The sequence below is a fragment of the Mesorhizobium sp. Mes31 genome (genome assembly GCF_024519675.1).
Lineage (GTDB): Bacteria > Pseudomonadota > Alphaproteobacteria > Rhizobiales > Rhizobiaceae > Mesorhizobium.
On sequence record NZ_JALJRL010000005.1, the window covers coordinates 354,378 to 365,291 of the forward strand.

Below are 10,914 nucleotides of genomic sequence, written 5' to 3' on the forward strand. Positions count from 1 at the left end.
TCTGATACAACTTAGAGGGGCATAAAAAGGGGGAGGGGTAAATGGGAACGTTTTCAATCTGGCATTGGGCGATAGTGCTGCTGGTGATCGGCGTGCCTGTTTTCTTTGCTGTTCGATCAGCCGCGAAGCCGTCACAGAATCCTGAGGCTCTTGTGGGCTTCGGCGGCTGGCTGATGTTGCTGGCGATCGGTCAGGCATTGTCGCCGCTGCGCACACTCGCCGAATTGGGCAATTCGGTCGAAGGCTATCAACAGCTCATGACTCTGCCAAATGGGACCTTGGCGGTGTATGGCGAGGTTGCCCTCGATCTGGCATTCTTGGCGCTTCAGCTGGTTGTGCTCGTTGCGATGCTCAGGCGAAGCCATCGATTTCCGCAGTTGTTTCTATACCAGTGGCTTGCGATCCCTGTCGTGTTTATCCTGGACACGGTGTGGATTTCGACCGTCCTTGGCGTCTCGGTGAATCAGGTGCTGGCAGGCGATGCACTGGTGGCTCCCATAGCCTCGTTCGTGGTGACCGGCATCTGGGCCGCCTATGTCTACAAGTCGGTCAGGGTGAGGAACACGTTCGACAGGGCGAGCGCATCCGGACAAGTCGCGAGCGCCTGAAAGAGGCGTCCGCAGTCCAAATATTCGCATATCAGCTGCCCGAGAGATGGGTTACATCGTTATTCTGGATAGATGGGTTACACTTTCGGCCCTTTGCAAGGAGAGCAAGGTGCCTTGGAAGGGGTGTAACGTCATGGAAGAGCGACTGAAGTTTGTCGCCCGGCCGCTGGACGGCGAGGCGCGGGCCTCCCTGCGACATCGGGATCAGGCCGGCGGAAGGCCTGCGAAAGCGAGGATTTCGGGCGCCGGCGTGACATGGGCGTGCGGCCTGCAGAAGGCAGAATCGATCGCCCGGTAGCCAAGCAGACTGGCGAGCGGTGCCAGGATTGCGAGCGCCACCCGCTGAATCGCGGGCGGAGGTTGCGTGAAGACGATCACGTCCGCAAATTCCCTGGCGATGACTGCCGTCTGAAGCAGGAAGGGTCTGCCTTTTTTGTCCACCTGGCCAGCATTGGCGAGCCCGAAGAGCATGCCGATCAGCAGCTCGAACCGGTTCGGATCAATGTGGTCCGCGCCGGGCGCCCGTTCGATTTCAATCAGGACGTGCGCCTCGTCGGTTTTGCTGCCGTTCCACCAATCGTGCACCACGCCAGACTCCACCGTTGCGGATTGGCCGGGTCCCAGAGAAAATGTCTTCCCGGCGATGGAGGCATCGAGCCGGCCGCTGAAGACGGTAAACCGTTCAATCATGTTCGGATGGAAGTGCTCGCCAACGACGGCGGCGCCCGGCCGAGCGGTCAAATGAACAATGCCAGGTCCATGGCCGCGGTCTTCGGTGCCACGCAGGATCACGGCGAATTCACCAGTCACCTTGTTCTCGTAGACATCTCCACAGCGTGACATGGATCATCTCGTATTTCAGAATATCGGGACGTCAAAGTCCAGAGATCTCAGTGGCTGCAGCGTTTTCGCGAGATTTACTATAAGCTTGTCCCTCAAAAAGCGTAAGGCGCGAACGCGCTGTCGGCATTCACCGAGGAGGGTAGGTGACATGTGGTGGATCGTTCTTGGGTTTGTCGCGTCGTCTGCAGTCGGCGTCGCCGCCGCCCTTGCCGTAGCCAGGCGAGGTGAGCCTCGCCTCACTCCGCCACCCTGGAATCTCTACGACATGGCCAAGCAGCACGTTCCCATTATGGGCGGCCTTGCCGGGTTTTCCATCACTGGAATCGTCATCCTTGTTGGCCTTGCCCGTAGCCAGCCTGGTCTCTCCGCGGCGGCAATGGACACCGTCGTAGTGATGTTCTTTGTCTCCTTCATCTTCTACATCAGCAATGCCTTCCTGCTCTCCTACATACCTTCTCATGAAAGCAATGGCGAAATCGTCTACCGAGTGCATTTCAGCCTTGCGTCCACCATGGAATACCGAACCATCTTTCTGTCCTGGTTTGCACTGATGCCGCTGCTGCAAATGCACGGCCTGATGGTGCCCGCAAGCATTTTGGCATTCGTTCTTCCGCTCTCGCTGCTATCGGGTACACTGGTTATCGCCATGGTTGCTGACTCCCTTGGGCTGATCACCTTCAAGGAAAGCTATGTCCTGTTCGGGATCGGCACGGTGCTTGTTCTGGCGCTTGCGGCCGGAACCCCGCTGACGGGCATCCAAACGCAGTCAGACTACTCAACGCTGACCGTGTCTCTGCTGATTTTTTGCTTGAACGGTTTGAGCTTTGCCGTGGTCGGACTGTCGCCATTGGCGTCGCGCTATCCGCGCGTGCGTGAATTTCTTACGCGTCATGGCCGCTGCCTCGTGGTCATTGACATGCTGCTCACTACGATTTCGCAGATGTTCCTTTGGCTCGCTGTTGCAAGCTTCATATGACGCTTTAGCTGCGAACTGGTGCCCCCGGACGGAATCGAACCGCCGACCTTCGGTTTACAAAACCGCTGCTCTACCAGCTGAGCTACAAGGGCACGGCGCTCCGGTTAGCATATTTGTTGCGCCAGTAAAGACAAAACTCCGTTTTCGGTTACCCGGCATGTCGGATGGGCCGTAGGGGAGGGGCATCCTGAAAACCGCCAAATCGCTTCCTACATATGGGCAAGGTGCAATCGCTTCGAACTGGGGTGTCACATGATCAGATTTGTCATCATTCTCCCAATCGTCGTCATCGCCTGGATGCTGCTGGTGAAGCTCATCAACGATGTGAAGAAGGCCAATGTCGACTGGACCGGCGTGACCACCATCATCGGCTTCATCGCGCTGGCCTTCTGGCTTCGCCATATCACCGGCATGGGGTGAGAGAGGGTGAATAGGGAATAGGGATAGGGATAGCCAGTGGTGACTGGGCACTCGGTGTTCCTGCCTTTCGCTACTCGCTCGTGCGCTGGGCCGTCTCACAAAAAATCTCCTCGACCTTTCGAACCTTTTCCCGTGCCGCGCCGACTGATCTCCAGAGGCGAATGGGTCGCCTCGATCAAGGATCCAGGAGATCATCATGTTCAAGCGCACTCTTACATCGGGCCTCGTCGCCATCTTCGTCGCCACCGGCGCGCTCGCCGGCACTGTCGGCACGTCGTCGGCCCACGGCATGCATCATCACCACCATCATCATCACCATTTCAAGAAGCACTGGTGGTGGTACCACAACCATCATCATCACCACGGCCATGGCAAGGTGATCATTTTCCTTTGATGGAGGGACCCCATTCTCCCAAAAGGGCGGCTTCGGCCGCCCTTTTTGCGTGTGATGCGTCCTTTGCGATCGATGGGGCGACGTTGGAAATGTCGGGCAGGAAGGTCGCGCCAAGAAATCAAAAAAAGATTCGAACCTTTTTCTTGCCCGCAACGACAGATCATCAAGAGGCGGATGGATCGCCTCGGTCAACGAAGCAAGGAGATCATCATGTTCAAGCGCACACTCGTTTCCGGCCTCATCGCCACCACCGTCGCCGCCACCACGTTGGTCGGCACCGTCCAGCCCTCGGCAGCTCATTCGCATCACCACGACCTTGGCATTGGCATCGCCGCCGGCGTCGGCGGGTTTGTCCTGGGCAGCCTGCTCGCCCAGCAACAGCCGCGCACCGTCTATGTCGACGAAGACGGCGGCTCATGGCATGTCCGCCGCTGCTTCGATCGCTATTCGAGCTACGATCCGGACTCCGATACCTACATCGGCTACGATGGCTATCGCCACTACTGCCGGCTTTGAGCGGAGGTGCACCAACACAGGAAACAGGGGCTGTACGCAGCCCCTTTTCTTTCGTTCGAACGCCGGAAGACCGCGTTCAGAGATCAGCCTTCGGCTCGGAGTCCTGGATCGCCAATCCGGCCGCACGGCAGGTGTCGCCGATGAGGCTCCTATTCGGCGGTTCATTACCTATCGCGACGAGCTCGAAGGTACTTCCCGCATCTGGATAGATCTTGGCGGCGAAAGGTTCGTCGGTTCCATAGCCGCCGGAAGACTTCTTGACGATGACGTGGCCGCAGACCACGATCTCCTGGCGGCCGCCGAGGGTCCGCTCGCCGGCAAGCATCGTTCCGAACCTCGCGGAGGCAGGGTCCTGCAGCCGCTGACGAATGCCGGTCGTGATGATCTCCTCCAAGGCGAGCGAGATCGGGATGGGTTTCACGTGCTGGTCGCCGGGATCGGGTTTGGGCGCTGTCGTTACGCATCCGCAAAGTGAAGCGGCAAGCAGAAGCTGAGCCGTATTCCTCATCCGTGCCCTTTCACATGCATTCGAACGCCACGGCAAGACGGTGAAATCCCATGTAGCGGGCGCTATACAGCGATTTTCGGAGCGTCTAGTCTACTCCAATGGCCCTGGAGGAGGGTGGTTTTGGACAATCAGGACCCGAAGGAAGACCTGATCGAGCCGGTTTTCCGCAATGGCACGGTCACCACCGTCGGCATCCTGCTGGCGTTCTCGCTGGGCTTCGTCACGCATTGGGCGGCCAACCCGATCCCGTGGCAGACCTACCATCTTGTCGCCGTCCTGCCGATCCTGGTCGGCATCGCGTTGCAGATGCGGGCGCTGTCGTTGCTGCTCGACATAAAATCCCTGCAGCGGCGCGTCTATGAGCGCGCCAACCGTATCTTCATCGCCGGCCTCGTCTTCACCGCCTGCGGTGTCGGCTTGGCGATTCTGCTGGATTTCTTCGATATTGCGACCAAGAGTGCACTGCCCGGGGCTTAGTCAGGTCAGCCTGACGCCGCCGATCATCTTCGTCACCGCCGCCGCCGCGTCCTGCACCAGCGGCCCGATCTCGGCCAGCCGCTCCGGTGTCACCCGAACCGTTGGTCCCGACACCGAAACGCCGCCGATCGGCTCGCCGAATTCATTGAAGATGGCGGCGGCCACGCAGCGCATGCCGGGGTGCCGCTCCTCGTCGTCCACAGACCAGCCGCGCAGCTTGATCGTCGCCAAATCGTGGGCAAGAGCGGAAATGTCGGAAAGCGTCTTGTCGGTGAAGCGCTGCAGCCCGGCCTTGCGCAGGATGGTTCCGACACGTTCCGGCTCGAGATGCGCCAGCACCGCCTTGCCGATGCCGGAAGCATGGAACGGGCTGCGCGTGCCCGGCCGGAAGAAGGCGCGGATCGCCTGGTGCGTCTCGACCTGACTGACGAACACCACGCAATCATCCTCGGCGACGCCGAGATTGGCGGTCTCGCCCGTCCTTTCCATTAGTTCTTGCATGACGATGCGGGCGCGGTCGACCAGCTTGCGGCGGCGCAGGAACGCAGCCCCCATGCGGTAGGTCTCGACACCGATCGACCACAACTGGTCGCTGGTGTCGAATTCCACCATGCCGTGGTTTTGGAGCGTCGTCAGCATGCGGTAGGCGGTGGAGGCGGCGAGGCCGCTCTGCGCGGCAATCTCGCTCAGCGACAGGCCGCTGCCCTCCGCGACAATGGCCAGGATGCGCAAGGCCCGATCGAGCGACTGCACCGAATTGGTCTCGGAAGGCCCGTTGAAGGCGCGCGGCCGGCCGCGCTGGCGTTTCTCGGTTGTTTCCATGCCACCATTCTTGCCGATTTCGCCAAACAAGCAATGAAAAAGTTTTTCATTCGGGCAATGGGAGAAAATCTTGGAAAACCAAAAATCGAATAAAATCAGAGCATAGGCGTCGTTTTCTAGAAATGAAAAAATATTCTGAAAAAATTGAAAAATGGCCTGACTGCTGACATCATCGGCCATCCAACAATGACAAACCCTGTGGAGGGCTGGAAAATGGCCAGGATGCGCGCTGTCGATGCCGCGGTTCTCGTTCTCGAAAAGGAAGGTATTTCCTGCGCGTTCGGCGTGCCGGGCGCGGCGATCAATCCGCTTTACTCGGCGCTGAAGGCGAGGGGAACGATCCGCCATATCCTTGCCCGTCATGTCGAGGGCGCCTCGCACATGGCGGAAGGCTACACCCGCGCCAGATCAGGCAATATCGGGCTCTGCATCGGCACCTCGGGCCCGGCCGGCACCGACATGATCACCGGGCTTTACTCGGCCGCGGCGGATTCCATCCCGATCCTGTGCATCACCGGCCAGGCGCCACGCGCGCGGCTGAACAAGGAGGATTTCCAGGCCGTCGACATCGCCGCCATCGCTTCGCCTGTCGCCAAATGGGCGGTCACCGTCATGGAACCCTATCTGGTGCCGATGGCGCTGCAGAAGGCGTTCCATCTGATGCGCTCGTCGCGGCCGGGGCCGGTGCTGATCGACCTGCCGGTCGATGTCCAACTGGCCGAGATCGAGTTCGACATCGACGCCTATGAGCCGCTGGTGCCGTTCAAGCCGGCGATGACGCGCGCGCAGGCCGAAAAGGCGCTGGCGATGCTCAACGCGGCCGAAAAGCCGTTGACCGTCGCCGGCGGCGGCATCATCAATGCCGATGCGTCGGATCTGCTCATCGAATTCGCCGAAATTTCCGGCGTGCCGGTCATTCCGACCTTGATGGGCTGGGGCGCGATCCCCGACGATCACCGGCTGATGGCCGGCATGTGCGGGCTGCAGACGTCGCATCGCTATGGCAATGCGACGATGCTGGAAGCCGACTTCGTCTTCGGCATCGGCAACCGCTGGGCCAACCGCCACACCGGATCGGTCGATGTCTACACCAGGGGCAAGAAGTTCATCCATGTCGACATCGAGCCGACGCAGATCGGCCGGGTCTTCGCGCCGGACCTCGGCGTGGTCTCGGATGCGGGTGCCGCGCTGAAGATGCTGCTCGACGTCGCCACCGAATGGAAGACGGCGGGCAAACTGCGCGACTGGTCCGGCTGGGCGAAGGAGTGCCAGGCCCGCAAGAAGACGATGAAGCGCAAGACGCATTTCGACCAGGTGCCGCTGAAGCCGCAGCGTGTCTACGAGGAGATGAACAGGGCGTTCGGCCGCGACGTCACCTATGTCACCACCATCGGCCTGTCGCAGATCGCCGGTGCGCAGTTCCTGCATGTCTACAAGCCGCGTAACTGGATCAATTGCGGCCAGGCCGGCCCGCTCGGCTGGACCTTGCCGGCGGCACTTGGCGTTCGCGCCGCCGATCCCGACCGCACCATCGTGGCGCTGTCGGGCGACTATGATTTCCAGTTCATGATCGAGGAACTGGCGGTCGGCGCACAGCACAAGCTGCCCTACCTCCATGTCGTCGTGAACAACGCCTATCTCGGCCTGATCCGCCAGGCGCAGCGCGGCTTCTCGATGGATTTCGAGGTCAGCCTCGCCTTCGAGAACATCAACCGCGCCAACGATCCCGAGGCCGGCTATGGCGTCGACCACGTTGCGGTGGCCGAAGCGATGGGCTGCAAGGCGGTCAGGGTGCGCAAGCCCGAGGAATTCGCCGCCGCCTTCAAGGAGGCGCAGCGGCTGATGAAAGAGCATCAGGTTCCGGTCGTGCTCGAATTCATTCTCGAACGCGTCACCAACATCTCCATGGGCACCGAGATCGACAAGGTCACCGAATTCGAGGAACTTGCCGAAAGCCACGAAGATGCGCCGACGTCGATCGTCATGCTCGACTGATTCATCTTGTGAGGAAAATTGCACTATGCCACGGTTTTCAGCCAATCTTTCCATGCTCTTTGGCGAGCATGACTTCCTCGACCGCTTCGATGCCGCCGCCCGCGCCGGCTTCAAGGGAGTCGAATATATCGGCCCGTATGATCATGCGCCCGACATCGTCGCGGCGCGGTTGAAGAAGAACGGCCTGACGCAGGTGCTGTTCAATCTGCCCATAGGCGACTGGGGCAAGGGCGAGCGTGGCATCGCCGTGCTGCCGGATCGCGTGCCTGAATTCCGCCAGGGCATCGCCAAGGCGATCACCTACGCGCAGGCGCTCGGCTGCCAGCAGGTCAACTGCCTGGCCGGCATCGCGCCAGCGGGTGTCGACCGCAAGGTGCTTGAGGATGTCTTTGCCGAAAACCTCGCCTTCGCGGCTGAGAAGCTGGAGCAGGCCGGCATCAGGCTGCTGATCGAGCCGATCAACACGCGCGATATTCCGGGCTTCTTCCTCAACTATTCGGATCAGGCGCTGGCGCTCATCGAACGCGTCGGGTCGAAGAACCTGTTCCTGCAATACGACATCTATCACATGCAGATCATGGAGGGGGATCTCGCCCGTACCATCGAGGCAAACCTCGGCCGCATCGCGCATATCCAGCTTGCGGACAATCCCGGCCGTCACGAGCCGGGGACGGGCGAGATCAACTATCCCTTCCTCTACGATCACATCGATCGCATCGGTTATTCCGGCTGGGTCGGAGCGGAATACAAGCCGAAGGCGGGCACCGAGGCCGGGCTGGGTTGGTTCAGGGAGTTGACCGGGCAGGGCAGCGCGGCGGCTTAACTGCTGGGAGGGGGCGCCAGCGTTGGAATACTTTCCTTCTCCCCCGTCCCTATACGGGGAGAAGGTGCCGGCAGGCGGATGAGGGGCAGCGCTAACGTCGAAGAACATTCGAACAGAGACTTTCTGGAGAAAAACTATGGAAACCATCGGCTTCATCGGCCTCGGCATCATGGGCGCGCCGATGGCGGGGCATTTGCTGGACGCGGGCTACAAGGTCATTGCCAGCGATCACCGCTCCAAGCCGCCGGCTGATCTCGTCGCCAAGGGCCTGAAGTCAGTCGCCGGCCATGCCGCCGTGGCGAAAGCGGCGGACATCATCATCACCATGGTGCCCGACACACCGCAGGTGGCCGAGGTGCTGTTCGGCGAGAACGGCGCCGCGTCCGGCCTGTCCAAGGGCAAGCTGGTCATCGACATGAGCTCCATCTCGCCGATCGAGACTAAGACCTTCGCCAAAAGGATCAACGACCTGGGTTGCGACTATCTCGACGCGCCGGTCTCGGGCGGCGAGGTCGGCGCCAAGGCGGCATCGCTGACCATCATGGTCGGCGGCGAGGAAAGGGCGTTCGAGCGTGCCAAACCCGTCTTCGAGAAGATGGGCAAGAACATCACTTTGGTCGGACCGAACGGCGTTGGCCAGACCACCAAGGTGGCCAACCAGATCATCGTTGCACTCACCATTGAAGCCGTCGCCGAAGCTCTTGTTTTCGCGTCGAAAGCCGGCGCCGATCCAGCCAAGGTCAGGCAGGCGCTGATGGGCGGGCTGGCGGCCTCGCGCATTCTCGAAGTGCATGGCGAGCGCATGGTCAAGCGCACCTTCGCGCCGGGCTTCCGCATCGAACTGCACCAGAAGGATCTCAACCTCGCGCTGGAGGGTGCGAAAGCGCTCGGCGTGTCGCTGCCCAACACCTCGACCACCCAGCAGCTGTTCAATTCCTGCGCCGCCAATGGCGGTGCGAAGGAGGATCACTCCGCGCTGGTTCGCGCGCTGGAGCGGATGGCCAATTTCGAGGTCGGCGGCGACGCAGCAGAAGTCAAAGGCAAAGCGGCATAGGTCGGGAGAAGGCGGCGCAACGTTCCCAAGCCGCCGACCCTTCCCTGTAGGAGAACGGGTTCCTGCGTCTGTCGCCGGAACCCGTTTTTCGTCTGGAGATGGTTCTCGGCAAGCGGTTTGCCGCTTCCGGCTCAGCCGCGCTTCAGGAATGCCCGCGCTGCGTAGAGGCCGATCGCCGCGGCGTTCGAGACGTTGAGCGAACGGATGGCGCCCGGCATGTCGAGCCGCGCCAAGGTCGTCACCGTCTCGCGCGTCTTCTGCCGCAGGCCCTTGCCCTCGGCCCCCAGTACCAGGGCGATCTTTTCTCCGGCAAAGCTCTTTTCAAGTTCCGCCGGGCCATCCGAATCAAGCCCGATGGTGCGGAAGCCGGCCTCGTGCAACTGCCCGAGCGCATCGGCCAGGTTCTTCACCTCGATCTGGTCGATATGCTCCAGCGCACCCGAGGCGGATTTTGCCAGCACGCCCGATTCCTGCGGGCTGTGGCGAGCCGTGGTGATCAGCGCGCCGGCGCCGAAGGCGACCGCCGAACGCAGTATGGCCCCGACATTGTGCGGATCGGTGACTTGGTCGAGCACCAGAACAAGCTTTGCGTCCCCAAGTGCATCAAGTCGCTTGGGCTTCAGCGGCTCTGCTTCGATCAGCACGCCCTGATGCACGGCGTCCGAGCCGGTGATCTTGTCGATATCCCTGGGTTCGACCAGTTCCGCCTTGAAGGGCAGGGCGGCGAGATCGGCTATCTCCAGGCGCTCGGCCGCATTGCGCGTCACCAGCATCTTCCTGATCTTGCGGCGCGGATTGTCGAGTGCCGCCCGCACCGTGTGCAGGCCGTAGAGCCGCACCAGGCCGTCCGCGGCGTTTTCGCCCGGTGGCACGGGCTGGCGTGGCCGGAATGCCGGCGCGCCGCCGCTTTTCTCGTCGCGATAAGCGCGGCGCAGATTGGCGTAGTGGGTGTCTTTGGGAGTGTTGATCTTGTTGCTCATGACCGGCTTCTATAGCCGTCTCCTCCGGCTAAGGATATGGCCCGTCGCCGCGGTCGGCGAACAGAAACGAAAAACCCTGGCTGCGCGGTTGACACCCACTAGCCTTGCCGCCATAAGGCGCTTCGCTGGTTTCGGAGAAGATACAACTCGGGTCCGAATTGGCGCGAATGCCTCGTTGCATGGCTCCGGCGGCAGACTGGAGAGGTGCCCGAGTGGTTAAAGGGGACGGACTGTAAATCCGTTAGCTTAGCTTACGTTGGTTCGAATCCAACCCTCTCCACCACTGCCGGCCCGGAAGCCCTGAAACGCGAGGCGGGTATGGAAGCGGACGCTTGCCCGGAAAGAAATCCTGACGGGTGGATCGACGGCGCTACTGCTCACCGTCTCCAGTCCGCGGCTCTCCCGTAAATCAGCAGGTCCAGTCTCATTCGCTCATATCTTGAAGCGCGTCTTGCTTGACGATTTCGATGCTGCGCAGGCTGGTGAGGCGGATGACGC

13 protein-coding genes and 2 tRNA genes are annotated in these 10,914 nt (G+C 61.1%); 10 read left to right on the top strand and 5 right to left on the bottom strand.

Annotated elements, in window-relative coordinates; all coding sequences use genetic code 11:
- Positions 1-41: 41 nt before the first annotated feature.
- Positions 42-608, top strand: coding sequence for a DUF2569 family protein (locus NR193_RS11815; protein WP_256751004.1), 567 nt, complete (start codon positions 42-44; stop codon positions 606-608).
- A gap of 204 nt (positions 609-812) precedes the next feature.
- Here NR193_RS11815 and NR193_RS11820 read toward each other — a convergent pair whose 3' ends face one another.
- Complete coding sequence (locus NR193_RS11820) at positions 813-1,451, bottom strand: cupin domain-containing protein (RefSeq protein WP_256751005.1); 639 nt, start codon at positions 1,449-1,451, stop codon at positions 813-815.
- A gap of 148 nt (positions 1,452-1,599) precedes the next feature.
- Here NR193_RS11820 and NR193_RS11825 point away from each other — a divergent pair, with 148 nt between their 5' ends.
- Positions 1,600-2,427 (top strand): hypothetical protein, encoded by an 828-nt coding sequence (locus NR193_RS11825; RefSeq protein WP_256751006.1) that lies wholly within the window; start codon positions 1,600-1,602, stop codon positions 2,425-2,427.
- Between the two features lie 16 nt (positions 2,428-2,443).
- Here NR193_RS11825 and NR193_RS11830 read toward each other — a convergent pair.
- Positions 2,444-2,519, bottom strand: a tRNA-Thr gene (locus tag NR193_RS11830).
- A gap of 160 nt (positions 2,520-2,679) precedes the next feature.
- Here NR193_RS11830 and NR193_RS11835 point away from each other — a divergent pair.
- The 3 genes from NR193_RS11835 to NR193_RS11845 all read left to right on the top strand — a co-directional run bounded on the left by NR193_RS11835 (position 2,680) and on the right by NR193_RS11845 (position 3,757).
- The gene (locus NR193_RS11835) at positions 2,680-2,847 is read left to right on the top strand and encodes a hypothetical protein (protein WP_256751007.1); all 168 of its coding nucleotides are present in this window, start codon (positions 2,680-2,682) and stop codon (positions 2,845-2,847) included.
- A gap of 196 nt (positions 2,848-3,043) precedes the next feature.
- Complete coding sequence (locus tag NR193_RS11840) at positions 3,044-3,241, top strand: hypothetical protein (protein WP_256751008.1); 198 nt, start codon at positions 3,044-3,046, stop codon at positions 3,239-3,241.
- 210 nt (positions 3,242-3,451) lie between these two features.
- Positions 3,452-3,757 (top strand): BA14K family protein, encoded by a 306-nt coding sequence (locus NR193_RS11845; protein ID WP_256751009.1) that lies wholly within the window; start codon positions 3,452-3,454, stop codon positions 3,755-3,757.
- 76 nt (positions 3,758-3,833) lie between these two features.
- On the opposite strand, the gene NR193_RS11850 is transcribed toward NR193_RS11845, so the two are convergent.
- Positions 3,834-4,178: a hypothetical protein gene (locus NR193_RS11850; protein ID WP_256751010.1), complete on the bottom strand. Its 345-nt coding sequence runs from the start codon at positions 4,176-4,178 to the stop codon at positions 3,834-3,836.
- A gap of 201 nt (positions 4,179-4,379) precedes the next feature.
- Between NR193_RS11850 and NR193_RS11855 the strand changes: the two genes are divergently transcribed.
- Positions 4,380-4,742: a hypothetical protein gene (locus tag NR193_RS11855; RefSeq protein ID WP_375162699.1), complete on the top strand. Its 363-nt coding sequence runs from the start codon at positions 4,380-4,382 to the stop codon at positions 4,740-4,742.
- Here NR193_RS11855 and bhcR read toward each other — a convergent pair whose 3' ends face one another.
- Positions 4,743-5,564, bottom strand: coding sequence for an HTH-type transcriptional regulator BhcR (gene bhcR, locus NR193_RS11860; protein ID WP_256751012.1), 822 nt, complete (start codon positions 5,562-5,564; stop codon positions 4,743-4,745).
- Positions 5,565-5,777: 213 nt separating this feature from the next.
- Between bhcR and gcl the strand changes: the two genes are divergently transcribed.
- The 3 genes from gcl (at position 5,778) to NR193_RS11875 (ending at position 9,436) form a co-directional block, all read left to right on the top strand.
- The gene (gcl, locus tag NR193_RS11865; RefSeq protein WP_256751013.1) at positions 5,778-7,559 is read left to right on the top strand and encodes a glyoxylate carboligase; all 1,782 of its coding nucleotides are present in this window, start codon (positions 5,778-5,780) and stop codon (positions 7,557-7,559) included.
- A gap of 25 nt (positions 7,560-7,584) precedes the next feature.
- Positions 7,585-8,382, top strand: a complete 798-nt coding sequence (otnI, locus tag NR193_RS11870) for a 2-oxo-tetronate isomerase (RefSeq protein ID WP_256751014.1) — start codon at positions 7,585-7,587, stop codon at positions 8,380-8,382.
- A gap of 136 nt (positions 8,383-8,518) precedes the next feature.
- Positions 8,519-9,436 carry a 2-hydroxy-3-oxopropionate reductase gene (locus NR193_RS11875; RefSeq protein ID WP_256751015.1) on the top strand — a complete coding sequence of 306 codons (918 nt, stop codon included), beginning with the start codon at positions 8,519-8,521 and terminating at the stop codon, positions 9,434-9,436.
- A gap of 131 nt (positions 9,437-9,567) precedes the next feature.
- Here NR193_RS11875 and NR193_RS11880 read toward each other — a convergent pair whose 3' ends face one another.
- A complete protein-coding gene (locus NR193_RS11880) occupies positions 9,568-10,416 on the bottom strand; it encodes an RNA methyltransferase (RefSeq protein ID WP_256751016.1) in 849 nt (282 codons plus the stop codon).
- Positions 10,417-10,614: 198 nt separating this feature from the next.
- On the opposite strand from NR193_RS11880, the gene NR193_RS11885 reads away from it, so the two are divergent.
- Positions 10,615-10,699 (top strand) — tRNA-Tyr (locus NR193_RS11885).
- Positions 10,700-10,914: the final 215 nt, after the last annotated feature.

Excerpts from the sequence above, each read along its gene's own strand:
- NR193_RS11815 (WP_256751004.1), top strand. The coding sequence starts at position 42 with ATGGGAACGTTTTCAATCTGGCATTGGGCGATAGTGCTGCTGGTGATC.
- NR193_RS11820 (WP_256751005.1), bottom strand. The coding sequence starts at position 1,451 with ATGTCACGCTGTGGAGATGTCTACGAGAACAAGGTGACTGGTGAATTC.
- NR193_RS11825 (WP_256751006.1), top strand. The coding sequence starts at position 1,600 with ATGTGGTGGATCGTTCTTGGGTTTGTCGCGTCGTCTGCAGTCGGCGTC.
- NR193_RS11835 (WP_256751007.1), top strand. The coding sequence starts at position 2,680 with ATGATCAGATTTGTCATCATTCTCCCAATCGTCGTCATCGCCTGGATG.
- NR193_RS11840 (WP_256751008.1), top strand. The coding sequence starts at position 3,044 with ATGTTCAAGCGCACTCTTACATCGGGCCTCGTCGCCATCTTCGTCGCC.
- NR193_RS11845 (WP_256751009.1), top strand. The coding sequence starts at position 3,452 with ATGTTCAAGCGCACACTCGTTTCCGGCCTCATCGCCACCACCGTCGCC.
- bhcR (WP_256751012.1), bottom strand. The coding sequence starts at position 5,564 with ATGGAAACAACCGAGAAACGCCAGCGCGGCCGGCCGCGCGCCTTCAAC.
- gcl (WP_256751013.1), top strand. The coding sequence starts at position 5,778 with ATGGCCAGGATGCGCGCTGTCGATGCCGCGGTTCTCGTTCTCGAAAAG.
- otnI (WP_256751014.1), top strand. The coding sequence starts at position 7,585 with ATGCCACGGTTTTCAGCCAATCTTTCCATGCTCTTTGGCGAGCATGAC.
- NR193_RS11875 (WP_256751015.1), top strand. The coding sequence starts at position 8,519 with ATGGAAACCATCGGCTTCATCGGCCTCGGCATCATGGGCGCGCCGATG.
- NR193_RS11880 (WP_256751016.1), bottom strand. The coding sequence starts at position 10,416 with ATGAGCAACAAGATCAACACTCCCAAAGACACCCACTACGCCAATCTG.